The 25271-nt window shown below is 35.2% G+C and carries 24 protein-coding genes; 15 read left to right on the forward strand and 9 right to left on the reverse strand.

The annotated features are described in order from the left end of the window. Positions 1-74 precede the first annotated feature (74 nt). From OO013_RS14625 to OO013_RS14660, 8 genes are all read left to right on the forward strand, one after another. On the forward strand, positions 75-1265 hold the full coding sequence (locus tag OO013_RS14625) for a WG repeat-containing protein (protein WP_266057658.1): 1191 nt from the start codon (positions 75-77) through the stop codon (positions 1263-1265). 478 nt (positions 1266-1743) lie between these two features. After that, on the forward strand, positions 1744-3078 hold the full coding sequence (locus OO013_RS14630; RefSeq protein WP_266057659.1) for an NAD(P)/FAD-dependent oxidoreductase: 1335 nt from the start codon (positions 1744-1746) through the stop codon (positions 3076-3078). Position 3079: 1 nt separating this feature from the next. Further along, on the forward strand, positions 3080-4621 hold the full coding sequence (locus tag OO013_RS14635; RefSeq protein ID WP_266057660.1) for a 4Fe-4S binding protein: 1542 nt from the start codon (positions 3080-3082) through the stop codon (positions 4619-4621). Positions 4622-4686: 65 nt separating this feature from the next. Then, positions 4687-5382, forward strand: coding sequence for a glycosyltransferase family 2 protein (locus tag OO013_RS14640; protein WP_266057661.1), 696 nt, complete (start codon positions 4687-4689; stop codon positions 5380-5382). After that, complete coding sequence (locus OO013_RS14645; RefSeq protein WP_266057662.1) at positions 5372-6838, forward strand: cellulose synthase family protein; 1467 nt, start codon at positions 5372-5374, stop codon at positions 6836-6838. The genes OO013_RS14640 and OO013_RS14645 overlap by 11 nt, the downstream gene beginning before the upstream one ends. A 5-nt stretch (positions 6839-6843) precedes the next feature. Continuing rightward, positions 6844-8169: an MptA/MptB family glycosyltransferase gene (locus OO013_RS14650; RefSeq protein WP_266057663.1), complete on the forward strand. Its 1326-nt coding sequence runs from the start codon at positions 6844-6846 to the stop codon at positions 8167-8169. Then, complete coding sequence (locus OO013_RS14655; protein WP_266057664.1) at positions 8166-8768, forward strand: TIGR04282 family arsenosugar biosynthesis glycosyltransferase; 603 nt, start codon at positions 8166-8168, stop codon at positions 8766-8768. The genes OO013_RS14650 and OO013_RS14655 overlap by 4 nt, the downstream gene beginning before the upstream one ends. Beyond that, positions 8765-9595: a hypothetical protein gene (locus OO013_RS14660; RefSeq protein ID WP_266057665.1), complete on the forward strand. Its 831-nt coding sequence runs from the start codon at positions 8765-8767 to the stop codon at positions 9593-9595. Before OO013_RS14655 ends, OO013_RS14660 begins: the two co-directional genes overlap by 4 nt. Here the strand turns inward: OO013_RS14660 and OO013_RS14665 are convergent. After that, positions 9592-10275 (reverse strand): Crp/Fnr family transcriptional regulator, encoded by a 684-nt coding sequence (locus tag OO013_RS14665; RefSeq protein WP_266057666.1) that lies wholly within the window; start codon positions 10273-10275, stop codon positions 9592-9594. The two genes, OO013_RS14660 and OO013_RS14665, sit on opposite strands and share 4 nt — an antisense overlap. Before the next feature lie 153 nt (positions 10276-10428). Between OO013_RS14665 and OO013_RS14670 the strand changes: the two genes are divergently transcribed. From OO013_RS14670 to OO013_RS14680, 3 genes are read left to right on the forward strand one after another with little or no spacing between them, the layout of a single operon-like run. Beyond that, positions 10429-10962: a CopD family protein gene (locus tag OO013_RS14670; protein ID WP_266057667.1), complete on the forward strand. Its 534-nt coding sequence runs from the start codon at positions 10429-10431 to the stop codon at positions 10960-10962. Between the two features lie 7 nt (positions 10963-10969). Next, the gene (locus OO013_RS14675) at positions 10970-11644 is read left to right on the forward strand and encodes an SCO family protein (protein ID WP_266057668.1); all 675 of its coding nucleotides are present in this window, start codon (positions 10970-10972) and stop codon (positions 11642-11644) included. 2 nt (positions 11645-11646) lie between these two features. Beyond that, positions 11647-12105: a c-type cytochrome gene (locus OO013_RS14680; RefSeq protein WP_266057669.1), complete on the forward strand. Its 459-nt coding sequence runs from the start codon at positions 11647-11649 to the stop codon at positions 12103-12105. A gap of 26 nt (positions 12106-12131) precedes the next feature. Here OO013_RS14680 and OO013_RS14685 read toward each other — a convergent pair whose 3' ends face one another. Further along, positions 12132-12596, reverse strand: a complete 465-nt coding sequence (locus tag OO013_RS14685; protein WP_266057670.1) for a hypothetical protein — start codon at positions 12594-12596, stop codon at positions 12132-12134. After that, positions 12593-15637, reverse strand: a complete 3045-nt coding sequence (locus OO013_RS14690) for an ATP-binding protein (RefSeq protein ID WP_266057671.1) — start codon at positions 15635-15637, stop codon at positions 12593-12595. Before OO013_RS14690 ends, OO013_RS14685 begins: the two co-directional genes overlap by 4 nt. 94 nt (positions 15638-15731) lie before the next feature. On the opposite strand from OO013_RS14690, the gene OO013_RS14695 reads away from it, so the two are divergent. Next, the gene (locus OO013_RS14695; protein WP_266057672.1) at positions 15732-16127 is read left to right on the forward strand and encodes a bactofilin family protein; all 396 of its coding nucleotides are present in this window, start codon (positions 15732-15734) and stop codon (positions 16125-16127) included. Between the two features lie 23 nt (positions 16128-16150). Here the strand turns inward: OO013_RS14695 and OO013_RS14700 are convergent, their stop codons facing one another. From OO013_RS14700 to OO013_RS14720, 5 genes are all read right to left on the reverse strand, one after another. Then, positions 16151-16609, reverse strand: a complete 459-nt coding sequence (locus OO013_RS14700) for a hypothetical protein (RefSeq protein WP_266057673.1) — start codon at positions 16607-16609, stop codon at positions 16151-16153. Positions 16610-16881: 272 nt separating this feature from the next. Continuing rightward, positions 16882-18021 (reverse strand): PepSY-associated TM helix domain-containing protein, encoded by a 1140-nt coding sequence (locus OO013_RS14705; RefSeq protein WP_266057674.1) that lies wholly within the window; start codon positions 18019-18021, stop codon positions 16882-16884. Positions 18022-18023: 2 nt separating this feature from the next. Beyond that, positions 18024-20429 (reverse strand): TonB-dependent receptor, encoded by a 2406-nt coding sequence (locus tag OO013_RS14710; RefSeq protein WP_266057675.1) that lies wholly within the window; start codon positions 20427-20429, stop codon positions 18024-18026. Between the two features lie 129 nt (positions 20430-20558). After that, positions 20559-21206 carry a helix-turn-helix transcriptional regulator gene (locus OO013_RS14715; RefSeq protein ID WP_266057676.1) on the reverse strand — a complete coding sequence of 216 codons (648 nt, stop codon included), beginning with the start codon at positions 21204-21206 and terminating at the stop codon, positions 20559-20561. Positions 21207-21323: 117 nt separating this feature from the next. Beyond that, positions 21324-21527 carry a dodecin family protein gene (locus tag OO013_RS14720; protein WP_266057677.1) on the reverse strand — a complete coding sequence of 68 codons (204 nt, stop codon included), beginning with the start codon at positions 21525-21527 and terminating at the stop codon, positions 21324-21326. 181 nt (positions 21528-21708) lie between these two features. Between OO013_RS14720 and OO013_RS14725 the strand changes: the two genes are divergently transcribed. The 3 genes from OO013_RS14725 to OO013_RS14735 all read left to right on the forward strand — a co-directional run bounded on the left by OO013_RS14725 (position 21709) and on the right by OO013_RS14735 (position 23839). Beyond that, a complete protein-coding gene (locus OO013_RS14725) occupies positions 21709-22158 on the forward strand; it encodes an MgtC/SapB family protein (RefSeq protein WP_266057678.1) in 450 nt (149 codons plus the stop codon). Between the two features lie 9 nt (positions 22159-22167). Continuing rightward, the gene (locus OO013_RS14730) at positions 22168-23034 is read left to right on the forward strand and encodes a CHAD domain-containing protein (RefSeq protein WP_266057679.1); all 867 of its coding nucleotides are present in this window, start codon (positions 22168-22170) and stop codon (positions 23032-23034) included. 172 nt (positions 23035-23206) lie between these two features. Beyond that, positions 23207-23839, forward strand: a complete 633-nt coding sequence (locus OO013_RS14735) for a DUF4136 domain-containing protein (RefSeq protein ID WP_266057680.1) — start codon at positions 23207-23209, stop codon at positions 23837-23839. Positions 23840-24000: 161 nt separating this feature from the next. Here the strand turns inward: OO013_RS14735 and OO013_RS14740 are convergent, their stop codons facing one another. Further along, positions 24001-24546 (reverse strand): hypothetical protein, encoded by a 546-nt coding sequence (locus OO013_RS14740; protein ID WP_266057681.1) that lies wholly within the window; start codon positions 24544-24546, stop codon positions 24001-24003. Between the last annotated feature and the right edge of the window lie 725 nt (positions 24547-25271).

Below are 25271 nucleotides of genomic sequence, written 5' to 3' on the forward strand. Positions count from 1 at the left end.
ACAGGGGAAATTATTATTTTTAAAAAATCATTTTTTATATTGGAAGACATTTTTTCGATTTTAACCTAACTAATATGAGATCTTTTTACTTCATTCTGGCACTAATTATAAGTGTGAATGTATCTTTTGCGCAAAATCTGATCCCATTTCGCAAAGGAGATAAGTGGGGATATGTCAACAAAGCTAAGAAAGTAATCATCAATTTTAAATATGACAATGCAAACCCGTTTTCAGAAGGGTTAGCTGCTGTAGAAATGAATGGAAGGGTTGGTTTTATTGATGAAACTGGAGAGCTGGTTATCCCTTTTCAATACTCAAAACTAATTGAAGACTTCGAAAATGGTCTTGCCAAAGTACTTAAAGGAAATGATCTAGGTATGATCAATACCAAAGGCAAGGAAGTTGTAAAATTTGGCGAGTACGATAAAATTTCCAGCTGGAATGGTGACCTCGCTCCAGTATTTAAAAATGGCCTGTGGGGTTTTATAAATAAAAGTGGCCGGGAAGTAATCAAAGTACAATATCAAAGTGTTCCATTTGCCAGAATTTTTACTGAAGTGGCTCCAATTATATGTGTGAAAAAGCGAAATAAATGGGGCTACATTGATAGAAAAGGCAAAGTTGTCGTTCCTTTTGCTTATGAAGATGCACTCTGGTTTACTGAAGGCATGGGCGCGGTAAAACTCAATGACAAATGGGGATTTATAAATGGACAGGGGATGATAGTTATCCCGTTCAAATATGAAGATGTTGACCATTTTTCAGAAGGCCGCGCTGCAGTAAGACTAAATGAAAGATGGGGGTATATCGACAAAAAAGGAAATAGAATAACCGAATTTGAATACGACCTGCCGGTAGTGAAATTTTCTGGTGGATATGCAATGGTCAATCAGGATGGAAAGATTGGCTTTATTGATAAAAGCGGAAACGAAATAATAAAACCCAGATACGACTTTGGAGGTCCTTTTGTAAATGGCTACGCAGTTGTCGGAGACAAAGGTCAGGCAGGGGTTATTAATACTGACGGAAAAACCATTGTGCCATTCTACTATGATAAAATGAGTGAGTTTTTCGGAAATGGACTGATCAAAGTTTATAAAAATGGCAAATATGGTCTTGTATCAATTGATAATAAGCAAGTAACCGATATAAAATATGACCGGATTGGCACTCCTTTAAGTAATATGAACAATGGTCTGATTGAAGTAAGAGTTAAAGGAGTAAGAGGATTTATTGATCCGAATGGTAACGAATATTTTGAATAATTACTTCATTAAAATAAAAAAGAGGCTGTGTAAAAACAGCCTCTTAATCAACAACCAATTTATTTAAATTCAATAGAGGATATAAATCCCCAATCGTATTTATATTATGTTATTATATACGAGTTTATTATATCCTTGGTTTTATATTTACCTTTTCGAGCTAATTAAGCTAATTTAATAGCTATAAATCATTTTCTTTAGCTCAACTCACCAGCATCTACTCTATAATTTTTTGGCTCTGCCATTCTTTGACCTATCCTGAAATTGAAGGAATTACTTTAATACTTAAAACTGAATGGAGAGGGTAATTTTCTTCCGTTACCTTAATATCAAAGTAATGTAGATAGGTTCGTATTTAATTATATCCTTGTCGATACTATGTTTTTGTCCCCAAAGGGACAATTGTAATGATTAAAGGTTCAAAAACAACACTACTTTTATATAAATTAGTGATATTGAAATTGAACAATAACCACTGATGGAAAAGATCGTGATCATAGGTAATGGTATCTCAGGTGTGACCTTCGCCAGGTTCATGAGAAAACTGGGGTATCAGGAACAATTAATAATTATCTCATCCGAAACGAAACATTTTTTCTCCAGAACTGCTTTGATGTACATCTATATGGGGCACATGGAGTATAAACATACAAAGCCCTACGAAGATTTTTTCTGGTCGAAGAATAATATAGAACTTGTCTATGATCATGTTAAAAAGGTAAACACACAAGACAAATCACTTAAACTTGAATCAGGAGAAGCAATTAACTATGATAAGTTGGTTATTGCTACAGGCTCAAAACCTAATTTTTTCGGTTGGCCAGGTGAAAAATACAATGGCATCCAGGGATTATATAGCTATCAAGACCTTCAGAAGATGGAAAAAAATACTGAGGGAATAAAAAAAGCAGTAATAATAGGGGGTGGTCTCATTGGTGTGGAAATGGCTGAAATGTTAAGGACAAGAGATATTGAAGTGACATTTTTGGTTCGTGAGGGCCATTTCTGGGGAAATGTACTTCCCAGAGAAGAAGCAGAAATGATCGCAGACCATATGCGAAAACATCATATTAACCTTCATTTTAATGCTCAAGCGAGTGAATGTAAAAGTAAAGATGGCAAAAGAGTTAGTAGCGTGCTAACTACAGAAGGCGAAGAATTTGAAGCTGATTTTGTAGGTATAACTGCCGGGGTCTCTCCTAATATAGACTTTCTGAAGGAATCAAATATAGAAACAGATAAAGGAGTATTGATCGATGAAAAATTCCAGACCTCAGTTAATGATATTTATTCTATTGGGGATTGCGTTCAGCACAGAAACCCGCCGGCAGGACGAAAAAGTATAGAGCAAGTCTGGTACACAGGCAGAATTATGGGTGAAACGCTCGCACAAATCCTTACTGGAAAAGATGTAAGATATAATCCAGGGCCATGGTTTAATTCAGCCAAATTTTTTGACATTGAATTTCAAACCTATGGAACAATTGATGTTGAAAAACAAGAAAATGAAAACAGATTTTTTTGGAAACATCCCAAAAACAATGTGGCGATTCATCTTGCATTCGACAAAAATACAGGCAGGTTTATCGGGATAAATAATTTTGGCATCAGGTTAAGGCACGAGTTTTTTGATAAGAAACTTAAAATGAAAGCCCATATCAGTGAAGTTATGTCTGACCTGAATGAGGCTACCTTCGACCCTGAGTTTTTTAGAAGTTATGAAGATGAGATAATCTCAGAATTCAAAAATTCCTATCCTGAAATTGAAGTAAAAAACCAGCATAAACCCTGGTATAAAAAGATTTTTGCATAATATGAATACAATTCAAAAAATTGGAATAATTGCATTTTGTTCTTCCCTGTTCATATTCATCGGGTTGCTGTTTACCTCTTCGTTTACACTGACTAGTGAGATCACCGGGGAGGTGATTAATGATTCATCGCATTTTGAGAGTCTGTCGCCTGGACTTGAAGAAATATATGACAAGCAACTGGAGAAACCAGAGTTCATTTCCAGTGTAAACGCTGTTAAAGAAGCTGTTAACCAGCAATACAGAAATAATGAAGAATGGGATAAAGTAATTCATACCGATTATACTTTATCATTGACCAGGGCTGCCCTTTCAGGACCTGTCAAATCAAACACTCTTCTTTGGCTTTTAGTTATTCTCGGTTTAAGTACGCTGGGAGCTCTAATGTATATCAGTCAGAAATGGAAAGATCAACCTGCAGGTATTAAAAATGATCATCTTATGTTCAGGTCAATGACCAATCGGGGGATAATCGGTATAGCCTTAGGTGTTTTCCTGATCTTGTTCTATATCTTTTTATACAAGCTTCCGGCATACATCATCGAATGGATCATGCTGTTCGATCCGGTGACAATGCTTATCAAAGGAGAGCCGGCAAGCCAGTGGTTTATGTATGGATTCTTTTACACGATGGCTATAGTGATCATGGGTATAAGAATGTTTAAAAAATACCGTCATAGTAACTACCAGTTGCTTAGAACAACATCGGTAATGTTCTTTCAGGTCAGTTTTGCATTTATGATTCCTGAAATCCTATATATACTCAACCTGCCTTCTGTTGATCTGAAAAATATCTGGCCGCTTGATTATACCTTTTTCTTTGAATACAGATTAAATGAATACATAGAATCAGGAACTATAGGCATCTGGATGATGGTCTGGGGAATTATTTTGATTATAATAGGCGTTCCCCTCCTCACTTATTTTTATGGTAAAAGATGGTATTGCAGCTGGGTCTGTGGTTGCGGAGGACTTGCAGAAACCCTCGGTGATCCATACAGGCACCTGAGTGATAAATCTTTAAAAGCATGGAAAGTAGAAAGAGTATTGGTTCATTCCGTTTTGGTGTTCGCTGTGGTTATGACAGGTGCTGTTCTTTATACCTATTTTACTGGAAAAGCAAATATAATTGGTATCAGTAGCTATGAAATACGAAGCTGGTATGGCTTTGGTATCGGATTCATATTTTCTGGCGCGATCGGAACCGGATTTTATCCGTTTATGGGTAATAGGGTATGGTGTCGGTTTGGTTGCCCACTGGCGGCTTACCTTGGACTTGTTCAACGATTTAAATCAAGGTTCAGAATAACAACAAATGGAGGTCAGTGTATTTCATGCGGCAATTGCTCAACTTATTGCGAGATGGGTATTGATGTGAGATGGTATGCACAGCGAGGTCAGAATATAATCAGATCTTCTTGTGTTGGTTGTGGAGTATGTTCTTCAGTTTGCCCAAGAGGAGTATTAAATCTTGAAGTTAAAGATGGTAAAGGAAGATTTGGAAACAAAGTTCTTACCGGCAATGAAAATACTGTTTCTTCATAAATGAATTGCTTCAGAGCTTGAAATGACTGTTGTGGGGCTGTAATTTTGCCATTTTTTAACCTCTTATGGAAAGAAAGCCAGATATAAGAATAATAATACCAGCCTTTAATGAAGAAAATGCTGTGGGAAAAGTAGTAAAAGAAATTCCCATGGATTTAGTTAAAGAAGTGATTGTGGTAAATAACGGATCTGTAGATCAAACTTCGAAGGAAGCGTCAAAAGCAGGAGCCACTGTGCTTGATCAACCTCAAAAAGGGTACGGAAGGGCATGTTTGAAAGGAATTGATTATCTCAAAACTTGTGATAATACTGACATTGTCGTTTTCCTTGATGCTGACTATTCTGATTATCCGGAAGAAACTTATAAACTAATAGAACCCATTACAAAAGAAGGTTATGACATGGTGATCGGATCAAGAGCCCTTGGTAACAGGGAAAAAGGATCAATGACCCCGCAGCAAATATTTGGAAACTGGCTGGCAACAAGAATGATCAGATGGTTTTACGATGAACACTTTACTGACCTGGGGCCTTTCCGCGCTATTAAATACCAAAAGCTATTAGAATTAAATATGCAGGATCAAACTTATGGCTGGACAGTGGAGATGCAGGTTAAAGCAGCTAGAAAAAAATTAAAATCGACAGAAGTCCCTGTAAAATACCGCCAGCGGATCGGAGTAAGTAAGGTCTCTGGCACTGTTAAAGGTACTGTTATGGCAGGATATAAAATTATTACAACGATATTAAGATATGCAGGTTAGTATCTGGGAGTTGGCTATATTGATCATTTATGTTGTGGCGCTGTTCTTCATCTTTGCCTTTAGCCTGACGCAGCTACATCTGACCAGTGTATATAAAAAGTTTAAAAAACGCTCAAAATTAAAAGCTCCTGAAGTAAGTAATTGGCCGCGTGTAACTGTTCAACTGCCGGTATTCAACGAACTATATGTAATTGAAAGACTGATCGAATCAGTAGGCAAGCTTAACTACCCAAAAGAAAGACTGGAAATACAGGTACTGGATGATTCTACCGATGAATCAGCTGAAATTGCAGCAAAAAAAATAAAAGAGTTGCAACAAAAAGGAATCGACATAAAACATATATTTCGCCCGGATAGAAGCGGTTTCAAGGCAGGAGCTCTTGATTATGGACTGAAATCTGCAAAAGGAGAGTTTATTGCCATTTTTGATGCTGATTTCATTCCAGCACCGGACTTTCTGAAGAAAACTATTCCCTATTTTATGTATTCAGAGATTGGCGTTGTTCAGACCCGATGGGGCCATATCAATAAAAATTACAGTATTCTTACTAAACTCCAGGCCTTTGGACTTGATGCCCATTTTTCGATTGAGCAGGTAGGAAGAATGGCTTCAGGTAGCTTCATTAACTTTAACGGTACAGGAGGGATATGGAGGAAAAACTGTATAATAGATGCTGGAGGGTGGAATGATGATACGCTAACCGAAGACCTTGATCTTTCTTATCGGGCTCAAATTTCAGGATGGAAATTTCATTATCTCGAAGACCTGGTTTCACCGGCTGAGCTTCCGATCATTATGCCTGCAGTAAAATCCCAGCAATTCAGGTGGAATAAAGGTGCGGCTGAGACTGCCCGTAAAAACCTCAGCAAACTTTGGCAAACAGAGCTGCCCCTACTAAATAAAATTCATGGCACTTTCCACCTCCTGAATTCGAGTGTATTTCTTTTTCTATTGGTTGCTGCAATTATCAGTGTACCATTGCTTTATATTAAGGACTCGTCGCCCGGCCTAAACTGGCTGTTTGACCTGGGAACTGTATTTTTAATTGGCTTTCTCGGTCTCTCTTATTATTTCTGGGAGGCAAATAAACATATTGGGAATTCAGGAAAAACATCCTTCTGGAGATTTCTCAAAACTTATTTCCTATTCCTTACTATGTCAATGGGCTTGTCTCTTCATAATGCTATTGCTGTATTTGAAGGATGGATAGGTAAACGCTCTCCGTTTATCAGAACTCCTAAATTTAATGTATCAGATAAAAAATCATGGCGTAAAAACAGATACCTCAATCTTGCTTTTTCTCCAATGATCCTTTTAGAAGCATTCTTTGCTCTTTATTTTATTTTTGGTATTGCATATGGTATTTATATAGAAGATTATGGTATGATCTTATTTCATTTTATGCTAGCCACAGGATTTTCAATGGTTTTTTACCACTCAGCTAAAGCAACCTGATAAAAATGAATTCAGGATATCGACCAGTTAATACTAAAAATATTCTTGGAGCAATTCTCCTTATTTCTGGAATTATAGTTCAGGGACTTTTTATTAACAGAAATAATGATTTTGGTTTACTGATAACATATTTTCTTGCTTTTGCAGGGTATCTGACCATGGTTATAAATTCGAGCAACCATGGCTTTAAAATCGGCATTGCTATATTTATCCGGATAATCCTGATATTTATTGTTCCATGGCTCTCAGAGGATATCTACCGGTTTATTTGGGACGGAGCATTATGGAGAGAAGGTATTCATCCATTTTCTGCCACTCCCAGGGAGGTCATGGATAGATTTATACTTCCAGAAAACCTCCAGCAACTATACAACGAGCTTAACTCTAAACAATATCATACCATTTATCCTCCTGTTTATCAGGCAATAGGATACTTATCTTCGTTTTTACTTCCTTTTTCAATAGTTGCACCACTAATCTTTATTAAATCTGTACTTGTCGCCGCTGAATTAACCATCTTGAAAATAGGCAGAAGACTAAAAAAACACACCCCAAATATCTCACAATGGCTTACTATTTATCTTCTTAATCCACTTGTAATAATAGAAGGAGCAGGTAATGCCCATTTTGAGATTATGCTCGTACCGGTACTGATTTTTCTTGCTTATTACGTCCACAAAAAAAAATATATGCTGGCAGGAATTGCTTTGGGTGTATCAGTTGCTATCAAATTATTACCACTCATTTTTGGTCCATTTTTGCTCTTTACATCGGTTCGTGACAAAAAACTAATTCCTTTCCTCCTGGGATCAGTTTTGACTACGCTGATTTTATTTTCTCCTTTATATAGTGCTTCTTTCGTTGGTGGAATTATTGAAAGCACTACTCTGTATTTTCAAAAATTTGAATTTAATGCTTCGATATATTATCTCTTAAGGGAGGTTGGATATATGATAAAAGGTTATAATACTATTCAAACCCTGGGCCCTTACCTTTCAATAATTACAACATCAGTATTGCTTGGGATTTCGTGGTTTTACCGCAAAAAAGAAGCTTCCAAATTATTTTTTTGGTTATGGGCTATTTATCTGGTTTTTTCAACCACAGTACACCCCTGGTATGTAATTCCTTTGATTGGTTTATCGGTTATTAATAACTATAAATCCGGAATTATATGGTCCTTTTTTATCTTTTTTACCTACCTCGGATATTATGAAAATGGATATATTGAATCTTCATTAATCCTTTTTTTAGAATATTCTGCAGTCTTTATTAGCTTTTTATTTGATTTGAATTGGGTTAAATTTAAAAACAACCCTTTGATAAAATGACCGAGGCTAAATTAATAGTATTTGTAAAGCAACCTGAAATAGGTAAAGTTAAGACCCGCCTTGCAAAGGATATTGGTGAGGAAAAGGCACTGCAGATATATAAAAAATTATTAAAAAAAACTGCTGAATTAATAGAAGAAAGCCATTGGCCTACATTTGTTTATTATAAAGATCAGATTGGTAAGAATGATCATTTCTCCATTCCGTGGGTGATAAAAAAAACTCAAAGCGAGGGTGATCTTGGAAAAAAAATGCATGATGCATTTGTTGAAGTAAAAGAAGAAACTGAAGCTGATAAAATTATTATCATAGGTTCTGATTGCTATGACCTTTCGCTTGAACATCTTGAAATTGCAGCACAGAAATTAGATAATAATGATGTCGTAATTGGCCCGTCAAATGACGGGGGCTATTATCTTCTTGGCTTGAAATCTATATACAAAAAATTATTTTCAGGGATAAAATGGTCTACTCCCGAGGTGCTTGATAAGACAATTGAAAAATGTAATTCTTTAGGCCTTAAAATAGATTTTATAGAACAATTGATCGATATAGATACATTAGATGATTTGAACTCTATTAACCACAGTTCTTTATGAGGAAACTAATTACATTGATCACCCTGGTAGCAATATCTTGCAATCCCGAAAGCGGAGTGCATAAGGATAAAGAAATGCCATGGAATAATCACTTCAATAATAATTGGACGGATAATAAATTGTGGGATGACGGCTTAGCAGAAGTTAATATTTATGATGCTCAAAGAGTGATATATGGTGAACCCCGAAATTATGAACAAGTTTATGTAGCAGTCAAAGAGACTTTCAACAAGGAGTACCAGGTAAAAACTGACAATTATCAACGTGATGACCTTTTTGAGGTAATAAAGGTTAACCTGTTTTCTGATATCCCCACACATAGGTATCCCTACCATTTTTTAATGAGCATTTTTTTTAAAAGACAAAGTCCCGATGCCGTTTATAAATTAAATGTTTCTTCACAGGAATGGTGTGGAACCACCTTTAAATCAATGAGGAAAAAATCGTATGGTTATGACGAAAACTACAACAGCTATTGGGATGGTGAAGGAAGAGGAGAAAGACAAATTGAACAAGTCTGTTTAATAGAAGACCAATTAGTATTTTCGTTGAGAGCATTAAAATTTGAAGATGGATTAAACTTTTCTGCTCCTGTCATGAAATCCAGGATGACTTCCAAAGCTACAGATCCTGTTATAGAAAATTCTGACTTCACGGTAACTGATACAGCAGAAGCATGGTCTGTTAAAGTCGAAGGGGCACATATTGGAAAAATAAATTATCTTTTTGAAAAAGATTATCCAAATAAAATGATATCGATGGAATCCAGTGATGGTAGAATTTGGAAATTAAAATCATCAGAAAGAGATGATTACTGGTTAGATTAAGCCAATGCTTCGAGATCCCTGAAAAGAATTCTTCTTCTGTCAATATTAATAAGGTTTTGATCTTTTAACTCATTTAAAACTGTAGTAACAGTTTGTCTTGATGTACCGGTTAGGGCAGCAATATCTTTATGTGTGAGGTGATTCTTAACCATCACTTCATAGCCTACCTTTGTGCCTTTTTCCTCTCCCAATTCTTTCAAGAATTCCACAATTCTTGTACGAGCATCTTTGAATACCAGCGAATTAACCTTTCTTTCCATCTTTTTGAGGCGAAACCCAACTAGTTTAAGAAGTTTTAAGCTCAAACTTTGATCATCTCTCATAAGTTCCTCCATATGATCAATAGTCATCTGGCATACTATAGTTTCTTTATCCATAGCCTGGGCAAAATCATTACGTTTTCCTTCCCCTGAGAGAGCCAATTCTCCAAACAGTTCCCCTTTCCCAAGAATAACTTTTAGATTTTCTTTTCCGTCCTCACTATAGTTCCCGATTCTTACTCTGCCTTCTGCCACAAGGTAGATTTGATCTGACGCATCATTAGGGAAATAAATAAATTCATCTTTGCCAAATTCCATCATCACATGATCTTTACCTGCAGCTGCTCCTAATTTATGAGGACACATAACACCAAAAAGATCTACATTTTCAAAATACCATAAGTTATTCCCGTCATTCATACCTGAAAAAATATTATTGCTTTGTGAAGAATTTTTCTTAGTTCTTATTTAAATATATGATTTTTTAAAATTGCTTTTCAATTAATTATTATTGAATTCAATAAACATCGCTATTTTTGAACCGTAATACATTTTAAACGGTAATGTACAAGAATGAGTTTCTACCTATACGCAAAAGCACTTCATATAATTTTTGTTGTCAGTTGGTTTGCAGGTCTTTTTTATATTGTAAGGCTTTTTATTTACCATACGGAAGCTCTTACAGAAAGACAGGAGCCCGAAAAAACCGTATTAAGTGATCAGTTGAAATTAATGACAGCCAGACTTTGGAAGATTATTACAGTACCAGCTTCGGTCTTAACAGCAATCTTTGGATTCTGGATGGTCTATGAATTAGGGAACATAAGCGGGTGGTTATGGGTTAAACTTGCATTGGTAGCTGGATTATATGGATACCATTATTGGTGCTGGCGAATTTATCGCAACTTGCAAAATGAAAAGGTGACCTATACTTCTGATCAATTAAGGATGTTTAATGAAGGAGCGACTTTATTTTTAATTTCCATTACGTTCATTGTTGTCCTTAAAAGTGCTCTTGATATGGTATATGGAGTAATCGGGCTTTTTGCGGTAATGATCTTGTTAATGATAGGGATCAAATTATATAAGAAATATAGAAAAAATTAAATTTGATATGATAAGAAAATATTTAACAGCGCTTTTGATTTTATTATCTATAGTAGCCTGCAATAAAAATAATGAAAGCAGTTCAGGACAAATCATCTCGATTGACGAACCAAATAAAAAGCTGGGTTATATCGGTAATTTTCAGGTTAAAGACACAGTAATTAACGGTGAGAAAATCTCCGATACAGTCTACCATACGATCGGTAATTTTTCCCTTGTAGATCAGGATAGTAATGTTGTTACTCAGGAAGATATCGAAGGTAAAATTGTTGTAGCTGACTTTTTCTTTACTACCTGCCCTTCAATTTGTCCTACTATGGCTGCTCAAATGTTGAGAGTTTATGAAAAATATAAAGGTAATGATGACTTATTGATACTATCACATAGCATCGACCCTTACAATGATACTGTTCCGGCATTAAAAGATTATGCCAATAAGCTAGGTGTAGATAATGATCAGTGGTTATTTATGACTGGAGAGCTTGATGAGATATTTAAGCTCGCTGAAAAAGAATATATGGTTACAGCATACCAGGATCCTCAGGCTCCGGGGGGATTTGCACATAGTGGTGCATTTGTATTGGTTGATGAAAAAGGAAGACCCCGTGGTATGTATGACGGAACTAAGAAAGACGATGTCGATAGAATGATGAACGATATCGATAGACTTTTAAAGGAATAATTATGAAAAATTATATTAGTTACCTGCCGCTACTTATATTTTTTGTTTTAATGTCATGCAATTCAAAATCTGAAAATGGTGGTTCAGAAAGTTCCGGAACCGCATCTGATGAAATGAAGTTTAAGCATTACATGATCGCCGGTGAACAGCTTTATAAAAAGCATTGCAGTAACTGCCATCAGGAAAATGGAGAAGGTCTGGCTTCTTTGTTTCCGCCCCTTGCCAAATCTGATTTTATGCTAAGTGATGTTGACCGTGCCGTGTGTATTATTCGCTATGGCTTAAAAGGAGAGATAGTGGTGAATGGTAAAACATATAATCAACCAATGACAGCACTGAATTATTTGTCGGATATGGAAGTAGCGGAAGTCATGACTTTTGTATATAATTCCTGGGGAAATGAAAAAGGTCTGATCACTCAAAAAATGGTCAGCGATGCCTCTGAAGATTGTGAAGATTAAAAAAAGCCTCAAAAATTGAGGCTTTTTTAATTAGCTAAACTATCGGCTAGCAATGCTTTTTCGGTTGTCTTTCTGAGTTCTTGTAATTTAATGTACTCACCTTCCAGATATTCAATTGCCATTGTATCTACCATGGCATCATATTCAGTTACTTTATCCTTTGCAACTCCTTTTCTTTTGAAATTCATCATCCAGGTCCGCATAGCATTTTGTGCTGTCAATATCTCAAGATGTGCTTCCTTAAGATTTGAATAATAAACATTATTAACCGTATCACCTGCTGTGGAAATTGAATCGAGCTGCTTTTCGACATTACTTCGCATTTTGTTTAATGTGGTCGCTGGGTTCATAAGTTCATCATGCTCATGCATTACTACATTATATAACGAGTCACGCTTTGCACTCAAATCCTCAGTAGCTTTCTGGCTATCACCGCAACTGCCTAAAGACAATAGGCAAATAAATGAAATGGAATAAATAAAATATCTCATATTTCTACGTTGTCAATTCTTTTCTTCAACAAATTAATAATGTTATCAATAGTATTAAAAACCTTTTCAACCTCACCTTCTTTTTCCTCTGTGGTAAGTCCGTTTTCTAATGCATTTCTCGAGTTATTTATCAGATTAAGCAGTTCATTTGCTTCTAAAAACTTAAGCATTGACTTTATTTTATGCACTACATCTGAGATAACATCAAAATTCTCTTCGTGATAAGGTGATTTATACCTGACTTTAAACTCTTCCAATTGAGTTATATAGGAATTTACAAATTCTTCCTCAAAGGTTTGATTCCCTTCAGTCAGGTAATCTATTTTTTGAAGGTTTATCAATGAATCTTTTATCAATCCTTCAGTCAAATCTCCCGGGATCATTTCCTGGGGTTCCTTTATTCTGTCAGTTTTTACAAACTTAGAAATCTTTTTATAAAGATCTGCTGGATGAAAAGGCTTAGAGATTAGATCATTCATCTCTGCATTTTCAACTTTTTCTCTTACTTCATCAAGTACATGGGCTGTAAGAGCTATGATAGGGACTCTATTTACTTTACTATTAGTATGTGCACGAATTCTTCTGGCTGCCTTAATTCCATCCATAACAGGCATCTGAAGATCCATTAAAATAAGGTCATATTCATTTATTGACGCTTTTTCAACTGCTTCTTCTCCATTTATTGCAGTATCAATCAACATGCCCCACTTTTGTAAAAATCTCTTGGCGATATTGAGGTTAACAGGATTATCTTCTGCCACAAGTACTTTAATTCCTTTGAGTATTCCCGTATTCTTAGAATTAAGTTCACTAATTCCATCACCCAGGATTAATTTGCTGCTTTTCTTCAGTTTTAAAACAAAACTAAATTTAGAGCCTTCACCATAGGAACTTTCTAAGTTAATTTCACTACCCATTAGTTCAAGCAATCTCTTTGTAATTGCAAGGCCTAAACCTGTCCCTCCAAATTTTCTGGTCGTATCAGATCCAGCCTGTTCGAACCTTTCAAATATAAGCTTATGCTTTTCTTTTGGAATACCAATGCCAGTATCCTCTACGGCAAAAGAAATAAATACTGATTCTTCATCTTCAGATTCTAATCCGATGTCTAATATGACTGACCCTCGGTCGGTAAATTTTATTGCATTACTAACAAGATTGGTAATTACCTGACCTAACCGTACCTGATCACCAATGACAATGTCAGGGATTCCCATGTCTATCCTTACTTTGAAGGAAATGTTCTTTTCTTCTGCTTTAGGTGATAACGACTGGCGAATGCCACTAACTAGTGATGGAAGCGAAAAATCGATGTTCTCGATAGAGATCTTACCTGCTTCGATCTTATTAAAATCCAGCACATCATTGATCAGTACCAATAAGTTATCAGCTGAAAACTTTAATGTTTTCAAACTTTCTATCTGCTCTGGTTTTGGAGATTCATCCAAAAGTAAATGAGTCATTCCGATTACAGCATTTAAAGGAGTTCTGATTTCATGACTCATTGTGGACAAAAAGAAAGCTTTCGCTTCCGAAGACTCCTCAGCACGCTTTTTACTGTCGATTAGCTCATTTTCCTGAATTTTCCAGTTTGTTATTTCTTCAGAAAAAATAATTATTCCCCCTATTTCATAATTTTCATCAAACCAGGGCCTTACCTCCCACCTGAACCATCTTTCGTTCCCTTTCTTATCGATGATCATTTCTTCTTCCTCATATTCAATGGCGCCATTGAGGCATCGCCTATGAATATTTCGCCATTCCTGAGAAGCATTAGGAAACAAATCATAATAAGGACGGCCTAAATATTCTTTTTCCCTAAGGTTATAATCATCTACCCATTTGCCACTTGCAGCAATAAAGTTCATTTCCTTATCAAACATGGCCAATGGTACTGGCACCGTTTTAACAAAAGATTCTAATTGTTGCTTTTTAAGATAAAACAATTTTTCTCTTTGTTTTATATCGGTAATATCCTGAACCATCGAATAAACACCCTTAATGATTCCACGCTCATTATAGCTTGGCCTTCCGGTATACTTAAAAATCTTTTTGGTATTATCTTCAGTAAGGTGTGTTATTTCCAATTCGAAGGTGTTTCCGCCCTGACTAGCTCCTTCAATTGCTTTAAAAAATTTAGCAGAATCATCTAAATCAATAGTATCGACAAATGTTTCCAGATCAATTCTGTGACTATTGGAACAGATATTAAAAAGCTCACAAAGTATAGGAGACAACTCCACTTCCTGATTTTCCAGACTAATCTCAATAACACCGGTTCTGGTCATTCGCTGGGATTCGAAAAGTTGCTGCTCTCTGTAGGCTATCTCATCTCTTAATACTTCATTATCTGCATTCTTGTCAAATAGTGCCCTGCTTAATTTTTTATTATCATTTCCTATTTGATCCAATTGAGTTTTATACTCGTTGTTTTCCTCCTCTAATTCCTCGTTTTTAATGCGTATATTATCAACCTTAGCCTTTAGCAGATTATACTTTGTGATTTGGTAATTAAATGCATGGGATAAAGTGAAAGTTGCTAGCGCAACAACAAGATAATAACCATAAAGTAAATGATTTGAAAAACTAACCCACAAATCCGTATCATGGATCAAGGGATATACAATATCCAATAGTGCAATAAGTAGCAGTATTATGACTATATTACTATAGTAATTTATTTTACTCCTTAAGGATGCTCCGGTGAGTAATGGGATTATGCAGGATGCAATTAAAACAATGTGAACCGAATACCTGAAAGCTACTAGATGAGAGGTAGTTAAAAATTCAGATGAAAGGGTAACTACCGCTACCAGAAATATATAAAAATAAAACAATAAATGTCTGCTGATCTTAAATTTACCCTTAGGATCAATCAGGTAATACATAAATAATGCTATAAAGCACAATCCACCTGCTATCACTGAGGAATATGTTTCCGCATTCATCAATAATGCAATTAGCAATATTAATGATATGAGTAAAATAAAACGGTAAACCTTTACGTATATATATGATGAATGCTTTTCGAGGCTATTCATATTTTAACTTTTGCAATAAAAATAGTAAGATATCAAAAATACATTCATTGAGAAATTAATATTAATCAAAACTTAGAAAATTAAATACAGAGTAATGTTTAATTCAAATAAACAAAATATGGCAGCGGAAGATAAACAATCTGCCGGAGCCGGCAGTATAGTGAGCTCAGGAACCACATTGAAAGGCAATATCGAATCGAATGACCTTTTAAGGGTTGAAGGTAAAATAAATGGGGATATTCTTAAAGCTCCACGGGTAATCGTCGGATCTAAAGGAGAAGTTCACGGAAATATTACATGTGGCCAGCTCGATGTTGAAGGCACAATAGAAGGGAATGTGGCTTGTAAAAGCAAAGTAATATGTAAAAGTACTGCAAAGATCACTGGAGAAATTAAATCAAATGATCTCAAAGTCGAAGCTGGAGCCCTGATTAACGGGAAAATTTCTATAGGCAACCAGCAAGAAAAACCAATGGCAACAAGTAAATAAATGAAATCTCAATAATAGTCTGCTTATAAATCCTCTGTTTTACGTAAATGAATCCACTTTCCATCCTTGTAAATTATGATTCGTGATTCTGTAATAGAATCTATTCCATATGTTACTATTTCAGTACGATCATTATAATATAATGTGATGGAATTTTCTGTTTGAATAAATCTATCAAAATCAAGCCTTTGAACATTGGGGCAAATAGGAATAGCTTCTGCTGTTTCGTCAGGGTAAAAGATAAAATCGGTAGCCAGACGATCGATTTCATTGCCTTGCCCACAAGTGCTTCTGTCAATTATCATATCTCCGTTAGCACTATAAAGCGTGGCTTTTTCAAATTCCCAAACACCAACAAAATCAGAATCCGAGCGATAGGGTTCTTCAACAAAATCATCGGTACTGCACGATATTAAACTTGCACCAAATGCTAAAAGCAGAACCTTACTAAATAAATTTTTAAATATGTACAAATTTCCCATAGGCCATAGCATTTAAGATTAATAATCCTTAAATATTAATTGATTATAGTCTGCTGTGGTGGCTTTGATCTATTATAATATACGTAAAAAATCACTTTTGTTTTAATAAAATTTATAAAAAAAGGTTATATATAAGGGGTTAAATAAAGAAAATTGAACAAAACTTATACCTCACCACTTAAATTGCAAAATATCGATAAGGAGATATGAATAAAAAAATATTTAGAATTTAATTACTAATTGTCAACAGCCATTAAAAATTAGCTGTTGAATTACGCTGCCTGAACTTTGATCTTTCTTTTTGGAGATTTCGTCTTCCGGCCATACCAGATCAAAAGCCCGGTAACGGGCATCGATGCGATGATTAAACTGAAAATAAAAGCCAGGAATTTACCTGGGATCCCACCTATGGCACCAACATGAACATCATAATTCAAGCGCATTATTAAATCTGCTGTTGAGGATTTATTATACCTGTTCCAAATATGGTCAACTTCCTTTTCTTCTAATGAATATTGATCAAAGTAACGGTAATCCATTTTCCAGTAAGTAGAAGCATCCGGATTTGCATTAGCAGCAATTGTAGTTAGTGAATCATGTGGTGGATGAATTTCAATCCATTCTGCCCTGGGATATTCCTTTTTCATAATTTCCCAAACTGTATCGATTGATGGTTTATTATTATCTGTTTCATGATTTGTGCCAGAGAGTGGTTGAGAATAATTTTCAAATTTATCCCCTCCTGATATGCCAGTATAAACCATATCCCGAAACCATTGAAAACCCCAGATTAACCCGGTAATCGCAAATAATGTCGCAAATACAGAAACATAAAAACCTAAAACGGTATGAAGATCAAAATTGGTTCTTTTCCATTTCCCCTTAAATTTGATTTTAAATCTTTGGGATGAAGCTTTTTTATTTTTTGGCCACCACAAAATCAGCCCTGAAACAACAATTAACAAAAAAATTAAGGTCGCTGAAGCTACCAGTGGCTGACCGATTTCATGCGGCAACCAAAGATAAAAGTGGCCATCTAAAACAATTCTGAAAAAGCTGCTTAGCTCATCTTTGACATGGATAATTTCCCCAGTATACGGGTTCAAATAAACAAAAAAATAATACTCATTTTCATTACTGTAAAATATTGCTTTTGCTGACCGGTTTTGATTGTAATACATTAATGCATGCAAAGACTTCTCCGGATACTTTTCCTTTACAATTTCCTGTAACTTCGAGGGCTCCAGTTTGTTTTGATCAGAATTTTCAATAAACCTGTAAGGCTGGGTCAAATCCTGTATCTCTTCTTGAAATGCATAGAGACAGCCAGTTAAAGCAACTATGAATACTATTGGCCCGGTAATGAAACCGAGCCAAAGATGTATCTTTCGTACTACTTTCTTGAAAGACATAATTAAAACCTGATATTTACTGTGAAACGGTAATTTCTTGGTGGTTCTACTTGCCAATAGTAGAGTGTTAATCGCTCTTGCCCATTACTGGAGCCTACTGTAGTTGGGGCTCCTGAATAAAGATATTCATCCAAAATATTATTAACTGTCAGGTTAAAGCTCACATTTTCAATTGCATATCCCAATCCTCCGTCTAACCTGAAATAATCTGGTAAAGAGGCCTCTGTTTTATCAAAAATGAACCATGATGATCTTTCTCCCTGATAACTGTACCCTAGCGATAACCTAAGGTTCTGTTTTAAAAGATCTCTTAAATTATAGGTCAACCAGGTATTATGAAGATGTTTTGTCGCTCCTGGAATGCGATTACCTACTAACTCAGGATTTGAATCTTTAGTGATTGAGCCATCTGTATATGCATAATTAAATATTAGCTGCAGATTTGGTATTACTTCACCTCGTACATCTAGTTCAACTCCTTTAACTTTTTGCTGTCCTGTCTCCTTCTGATAGAATTGACCGGTAGGCTGGCCGTTAGAATCTAAAATCGGATGCTCTACATCAGTGGTTAAAACATTGTTCTTAGTTATTTGATATAGGGATAAGCCCATGTTCCATCGCCCATCAAACCAATCTTTTTTTACTCCGATTTCTAAGTTATTTCCAACCACCGGATCAAACGGTCTGTTGTTATAACCTGTGCCAAAATTGGGTAAAAATGTCTCATCATATAAAAAATAGGTAGAAAGATCACTTCTTACTGACCAACTAATACCAAATCTCGGAGTAAACATTTCATCCGACTTTGTACCTGAATACGGGTTAACAGTTTTGCTCTTATTGTATCTTCCCGCTAGTGTAACTCGAAGTTTGTCATTGAAAAAGCCTAGCTGGTCCTGAATGTAAAGGCCTGTATATCCATTATTATAATGTACTCCTCTTTCCTTGATATCATCAGTGCGGTCAAATTCAGGATAGTCATTGGCTGCAACCGTTCCATATTCGGGATCATAAATATTAAAATATCCTCCCATCGTTCCGCCCTGATTCCAATCGGCATAATAATCCTTATGATTTAAGTCAATGCCCGCCATTATTTGGTGAGAGATACTACCGGTTTGTTCACTTCCGTAAACAAAGACCTGCGAATTTTTACTATCCCCTAATGCATCCCAGATACTTAGGTTTCTAATAATTAAACTATCATTATCAACATCAGCCATTCCCGGCCATATACTTTGACCCTCCTGCTGATATCTCATATATGAAACTTGTGCTATTAACTGCCATTTCTGGCTAATTTGATGTTCAACAGAGGCAAAAATGCTTTGATCCACCATGTCCACAGGATCCATATTAGGTTCAGAAAGTGTAAAATTTGTTGACAGATCTCCATAACCTCTTCGAGAGAACGAATAATTGCTGCCAATAACATTTACTCTGGCAAATTGCTGATTGTATTCAAGTGTTAAAGTAGTCTGATCTGAAACCAGATACCTTAATACACCTGCAAACGAATACCGCTTGCTCTTTTCAAAATCTCGATACGAACCTTTTGATTGTCCCATGACATTGAATCGATATAATAACTTACCATCCTTAGATAATTTACCATCAAGGTCAGTGGTTAATCTGTATGTATCAAAACTACCAAGGGACATGGAAACTGCTCCACCTGGTATTCCGGTTGGCTTTTTGGTTACAACATTATAAAAGCCACCAGGCTCTCCATTTGCCAACATAAATCCTGCAGGTCCTTTTACAAATTCAATCCGCTCTACCATACTCATATCTTCAGAGAGCGGGCCCCAATTACTAATCTGTACATTCATTCCGTTTCTAAAGGGGGTGGCTCGACTTCCTCTGACATTTATTCTAGCATAAGTTTCCCAATGCTCTAGTCGCTGAGCTCCACTTATGTTTCTCTCAATGCCATCAGTCATTTCAAAAATTTGCTGATCATTTAATAGAGAACCGGTAACTGTTTGAATATTTTGAGGAGTTTCAAGTATTGGAGTCTGAATCCTTAATGAAGAAGAAGGTAATTCAGTATAATACTTATTCCTTTCTGAAGAAATGATGACTTCGTTTAATGTTTGAAGGGATTCTTCAAGTGTAAAAAATATGCGAGTGATTGCATCTTGATTCACACTGATTTTCTTGCTTTGAGCATCCAGTCCAACAAACGAAGCAATAATTTTATATTCGCCAGCCGTTACATTCTGTATTAAAAATTGACCCGACTCATCAGAAACGGCACCTTTTGTAGTCCCCTCTATACTAATATTTACGAATGCGGCTGGTTTGCCGTCTGCTGTTTCTACTTTACCTTGAACTGTTCCACTTTGAGCACTCATAGTAAAAGCGAACAAGGATAGAATAAATAAAAAAAGACTTTTATGTTTCATAATACTTTGCTTTAACGCTGTTAATTATGATGCAAAAGTCTTATTTAGAATCATTCTAAACAATACCGCTAAATAGGGAAAATATATTACCTTCTGGCAGGTAGTATACCCTGGATAAGGTATATATCTCTACTTATTTACCAGCTTGTTATCAAAGGCGTACCTAACCAACTCAGCCAGGGAACTTATCCCTAATTTTTTCATGATATTTTTTCTGTGAGTTTGAACTGTATGAATACTTAAGTAAAATTTACTAGCTATTTCACTATTGCTCAATCCTTCTGCCAGGGCAATTGTAACTTCAAGTTCGCGGGGTGAGAGACCTGTGGATATTTCTTTTTTACTAATAGGATCTGAAGAGGTAGATATTTGATTTGACACTATTAAATTTACTACCCTTTTACAATAAAACTTTTCACCAACGCTAGTTGAAGAAATGCTTTCTTTTATTTCATTAGCACTACATTCCGGACTGATAAATCCTTCCAAATTATATTTTAATAGCTCAAAGAAATTATCACTCCCATTAAATGAAGAAATAACTAGAATTGGAACATTAAATTCTGTTTTTATTTTCTCAACATAACTTATTTCTGGAAGGTAATGATTATCAAAATCTATGATTAAAACCGAACATTCATTTTGCAGGACTTTTCTTAATTCATTTAGCGATTTTGGTATGACAATCCTGGTGTCAAAGTTTTCAGATATAATTGATTTCAACCCCAGATTGAGAAGTGTATGTTTGCTTGATATCACTATGGAAGGATCCTGCATGGGTTTAATTAAATTTATTTAGACTTATTCTAAATAGCAAAATAACATCTTATTAATAAAAAAAGCAATACCCTGTCTAAGGTATTGCTTTTAAGGTTCTAGCACGTTGAGGAAAAGTTAACCATTTATCTCAAAAGAGATTTTGGCATTCACACCATAACTTATGATTTTATCTCCTTCAACATTTCCATTCATATTTTCAATATAAATAGATTTGATATTTTTAACTGTTTTGGATGCTTCTTTCACAGCATTTGCTGCAGCATCATCAAAGCTTTTGTTCGAAGTGGCGATTACTTCTATCACTTTTACAATTCCCATAATTCAGTTGGTTTATTTTATTATTTGGATGATAAATTAAGTGCTCAGTAGATTTCCAAGCAGGTACTTATAAGTTACAAAAAATGTAACTATTATTCTATTGTATTATATTTTTCATATATAAATATTGTTGTTCAATGGCATATTTTTACTAGATTAATAGAACAAATCCAGGAATAACATGCCTCAGGAAATTAGTTTTCAGTTATTTACACTTTTAGATGTCCTTATAGCAACTATTTTGTGTGCTGCGGTAGGATATGAAAGGGAAAGCGCTGAAAAACCTGCTGGACTTAGGACAAATATGATAGTGGGAGGAGCTGCTTGCCTGATTGTGTCATTAACAATCCCGTTAGTTGATTTTGTACAGATCAAAAATGTCGGAGATATAATTAGAACTGATCCGATAAGGGTTCTTCAGGCTCTTGTCGTTGGTGTTAGTTTCATTGGCGCCGGAACAATTCTAAAAAAGAGTGAAGATGTGAAAGGTCTGACAACTGCTGCAACCCTATTGTTTTCCCTTGGAATAGGTATTTCAATAGCACTAGATCAATATTACATAGCAGTAGGTGTCACTCTTCTAATATTAATAATTAACAGACTCATGGCTAAAATCTTGGATCTAAATTAATACTAATCAATGTTTGATATTTCAAACCAAATAAAAGCCTACTTAAAAGAGAATGCAGAATCAGTTATTGAAATAATTGACGATTCTGAATCTGATGTCAAAATAAAAATACATGAAATAAGAAAATGCCTCAAAAAACTAAGAGCAGCCTTGCGTTTAATTCGAGGTAATTTTGATGAGTATAAAAAATACAATGTGATTTACAGGGATGCTGGAAGAAAATTATCCCTGGCTCGTGATGCAACTTCCGTAATTGAAGCGCTAGAGAATCTAAAATCGACTTACAACAACCAATTATACAAAAACACATTTAAGTCTTTCACAAACTTTATAGTAGAAAAAAGAGATCGTTTGCATGATTTGAAAAATATGGAAAGAATCTTTCAGGAGATAAAAAACGATATTCTTGAGACATTGCAAAAAATGGAAGTTTGGGAAATTGAAAACTCTTTTGCTTTCATTAAACCCGGTATGATTAAGGTTTATAAAAGAGGGAAAAAAGCCTATAATCGATGTTGTGAAGATGCTTCACCTCCTAAACTTCATGAATGGCGAAAAAGAGCTAAATATTTAAGATATCAACTGAGAATCATAATCCCTTTGTGGCCTGAAATAATTGATCCCCTGGAAGATGAATATCACAAGCTAACTGATTTCCTAGGTGACGACAGGGACCTGTTTATGCTAGAAAATGTTGTTGATAACAACGAGCACCATTTTGCATCTGAAGAAGATAGTAAACTTTTAAAAGCCATAATTAGCTCTCAAAGAAGAGAATATCAAATGGAGGCGATTAAATACGGAAAAAAACTATACTCCTTACCTAAAAAGGAATTCACCGAATGGCTAGGATCTTCCTACACACAAGTTAAATAACTCATTTTCAAATGATTAAGTGAATTCATTTTCACTAATTTGTTGAATAAATTACACAGTCTATTCCCTTCAACACATTTTAAGTAACTATAAATTTGTTTAATAGCAGATCCAGTCTTTGGCATAAATTTTTCACTTATATAACTGATTTTGAATCAAAAAAAATAATATTATGAAGTACTTAAATAGAAACACAGCAATTAAAGTTATGACTGTGATTTTAGCTGTTTTATTTACTTCGAGTCAAGTATTAAGTCAAAACAAAATTATTGATTCAGATAAAAGGTTAAACTTCGATTTCGAAGATTATGAATATTTTGAGTGGGCATCTCATGCCACTAATGAATTTGGCTTGTATACACTCGACAATCATTTATTAAAAGCTAAAATCAGAAATGCAATCGAGCATGAAATGGAAGCCAGAGGCTACGAATATATGCCCGGGCAAGATGGATTGATCATTAACTTCAGAGTTTTTGATAAACCAACAAAGTTTACCGGCTATATAGACACTTTTCAGGATGAAAATTACTGGTCTTCTGATGAAGTAGACAAAGAAATATTAGGACTAGTTCCTGAAGCTGAAGTAAGAGAAATAGAAGATAAAAGAACTTATTATTTTGAGGAAGGAACTTTACTAGTAGACATAGTAAATAAGAAAACTGGTAACCTTGTATGGCAAGGTTATGCCTCAGGAATGATGGACGGTGAAGTGCTTGATGCAGATGAAGAAAAAATTACTGAAACCGTTCATGAGCTTTTCGATGAAGAGTTCTTTTGGGAATCTGAGGTTGCTAACAGGTAATAAATTAAAAAGTAAAAGTTTTAAAGGGTCGGTGTAGCACGCCGGCCTTTTTATATATGTTTAATTCAATAATAGAAAAGCCTTAAGTTTATTGATATATAATTCAATAAACTTAAGGACTTTTTTATTTAACTATTTAATTCTAATCTTTATAACCAGGTTTATTTCCTACCACCACCGATAGCTATACCCACTTTAACACCAAGATAATCCTGACTTCTACTCTCTTCACCTAAAACAGCATTGTATTCTACTGCAAATCTCAAGTGTCTGAACTGGAATCCTACCCTGGGGGCAAAACCAAACTTTCTTCCAATATAATACTCTTCTATAGTATCTTGTGTTTCAATAAACTCTCTGATATTAAAAAAACCGATACCCATTCCAGCCCATGGCCTGAAATCATTCGTATTTAGGAAGTATTTACCATTAACTAACCACGACCCCATACGGGCTCCCTCAAGGTACAAATTTTCATCAGTACCTATTAAAACAACCCCTTCATACTTCAATGAAGCCTCAATCTTATCTGTAATTTTGTATGCTGGTTCAACAGCAAATAAAAACCCAAATCTTGTTGCCAAGGTTTTATCAATCGATAGACTGTAACCTAAATCAACCCCTACGCTAAATGGCTTAAATTCCTGTGCTTTGACTGTTACATTGATAAATATTAATGCCACAATAGTTAATAAAAACTCTTTCATAGTGATAGAAAATAAAAAAAGTTGAAAAATATCTTATAATAATAAGCAATGATACTTGATGAATAAAAAACAGGCAACATAATTTCGATCAAATAACTAAAAGCTCAATTCAATCACTTACTACCCTAAACGCTCATATCTCTAATTAACTGCGAATTAAGATAATAATAATGCCTAACCTAAATTAAAACGTTCGCCAAATAATTACATATTTAGTAATCCACTGTAAAATGGAAAAATAGATTCATCCATTAATTTGAATTTAAATAAACTCAAAAACTTTTGACAAAAAGAAATACTTTAAAAACACTCCTGTGAAGTGTTTTAGTGAGGAGCAGGCTTGAGGGAAGCATCCCTCCGGCCATACATAAAAAAAAGCAGCTACCAAATTAATGATAGCTGCTTATGCTCTTTTGAGGTTCATTCTGTGGAGCCGGATGGGTGGCCGAGCGTTTAAAAACACTCCTGTGAAGTGTTTTAGCGAGGAGCAGGCTTGAGGGAAGCATCCCTCCGGCCATACATAAAAAAAAGCAGCTACCAAATTAATGATAGCTGCTTATGCTCTTTTGAGGTTCATTTTGTGGAGCCGGATGGGTGGCCGAGCGTTTAAAAACACTCCTGTGAAGTGTTTTAGTGAGGAGCAGGCTTGAGGGAAGCATCCCTCCGGCCATACATAAAAAAAAGCAGCTACCAAATTAATGATAGCTGCTTATGCTCTTTTGAGG

Origin of the sequence: Mangrovivirga halotolerans (assembly GCF_026241165.1) — a bacterium.
GTDB classification, from domain to species: domain Bacteria; phylum Bacteroidota; class Bacteroidia; order Cytophagales; family Cyclobacteriaceae; genus Mangrovivirga; species Mangrovivirga halotolerans.

What these genes read in the sequence shown, in the direction of transcription:
- OO013_RS14625 (WP_266057658.1), top strand. Translation starts at nt 75, where the DNA reads ATGAGATCTTTTTACTTCATTCTGGCACTAATTATAAGTGTGAATGTA.
- OO013_RS14630 (WP_266057659.1), top strand. Translation starts at nt 1,744, where the DNA reads ATGGAAAAGATCGTGATCATAGGTAATGGTATCTCAGGTGTGACCTTC.
- OO013_RS14635 (WP_266057660.1), top strand. Translation starts at nt 3,080, where the DNA reads ATGAATACAATTCAAAAAATTGGAATAATTGCATTTTGTTCTTCCCTG.
- OO013_RS14640 (WP_266057661.1), top strand. Translation starts at nt 4,687, where the DNA reads ATGGAAAGAAAGCCAGATATAAGAATAATAATACCAGCCTTTAATGAA.
- OO013_RS14645 (WP_266057662.1), top strand. Translation starts at nt 5,372, where the DNA reads ATGCAGGTTAGTATCTGGGAGTTGGCTATATTGATCATTTATGTTGTG.
- OO013_RS14650 (WP_266057663.1), top strand. Translation starts at nt 6,844, where the DNA reads ATGAATTCAGGATATCGACCAGTTAATACTAAAAATATTCTTGGAGCA.
- OO013_RS14655 (WP_266057664.1), top strand. Translation starts at nt 8,166, where the DNA reads ATGACCGAGGCTAAATTAATAGTATTTGTAAAGCAACCTGAAATAGGT.
- OO013_RS14660 (WP_266057665.1), top strand. Translation starts at nt 8,765, where the DNA reads ATGAGGAAACTAATTACATTGATCACCCTGGTAGCAATATCTTGCAAT.
- OO013_RS14665 (WP_266057666.1), bottom strand. Translation starts at nt 10,275, where the DNA reads ATGAATGACGGGAATAACTTATGGTATTTTGAAAATGTAGATCTTTTT.
- OO013_RS14670 (WP_266057667.1), top strand. Translation starts at nt 10,429, where the DNA reads ATGAGTTTCTACCTATACGCAAAAGCACTTCATATAATTTTTGTTGTC.
- OO013_RS14675 (WP_266057668.1), top strand. Translation starts at nt 10,970, where the DNA reads ATGATAAGAAAATATTTAACAGCGCTTTTGATTTTATTATCTATAGTA.
- OO013_RS14680 (WP_266057669.1), top strand. Translation starts at nt 11,647, where the DNA reads ATGAAAAATTATATTAGTTACCTGCCGCTACTTATATTTTTTGTTTTA.
- OO013_RS14685 (WP_266057670.1), bottom strand. Translation starts at nt 12,596, where the DNA reads ATGAGATATTTTATTTATTCCATTTCATTTATTTGCCTATTGTCTTTA.
- OO013_RS14690 (WP_266057671.1), bottom strand. Translation starts at nt 15,637, where the DNA reads ATGAATAGCCTCGAAAAGCATTCATCATATATATACGTAAAGGTTTAC.
- OO013_RS14695 (WP_266057672.1), top strand. Translation starts at nt 15,732, where the DNA reads ATGTTTAATTCAAATAAACAAAATATGGCAGCGGAAGATAAACAATCT.
- OO013_RS14700 (WP_266057673.1), bottom strand. Translation starts at nt 16,609, where the DNA reads ATGGGAAATTTGTACATATTTAAAAATTTATTTAGTAAGGTTCTGCTT.
- OO013_RS14705 (WP_266057674.1), bottom strand. Translation starts at nt 18,021, where the DNA reads ATGTCTTTCAAGAAAGTAGTACGAAAGATACATCTTTGGCTCGGTTTC.
- OO013_RS14710 (WP_266057675.1), bottom strand. Translation starts at nt 20,429, where the DNA reads ATGAAACATAAAAGTCTTTTTTTATTTATTCTATCCTTGTTCGCTTTT.
- OO013_RS14715 (WP_266057676.1), bottom strand. Translation starts at nt 21,206, where the DNA reads ATGCAGGATCCTTCCATAGTGATATCAAGCAAACATACACTTCTCAAT.
- OO013_RS14720 (WP_266057677.1), bottom strand. Translation starts at nt 21,527, where the DNA reads ATGGGAATTGTAAAAGTGATAGAAGTAATCGCCACTTCGAACAAAAGC.
- OO013_RS14725 (WP_266057678.1), top strand. Translation starts at nt 21,709, where the DNA reads ATGCCTCAGGAAATTAGTTTTCAGTTATTTACACTTTTAGATGTCCTT.
- OO013_RS14730 (WP_266057679.1), top strand. Translation starts at nt 22,168, where the DNA reads ATGTTTGATATTTCAAACCAAATAAAAGCCTACTTAAAAGAGAATGCA.
- OO013_RS14735 (WP_266057680.1), top strand. Translation starts at nt 23,207, where the DNA reads ATGAAGTACTTAAATAGAAACACAGCAATTAAAGTTATGACTGTGATT.
- OO013_RS14740 (WP_266057681.1), bottom strand. Translation starts at nt 24,546, where the DNA reads ATGAAAGAGTTTTTATTAACTATTGTGGCATTAATATTTATCAATGTA.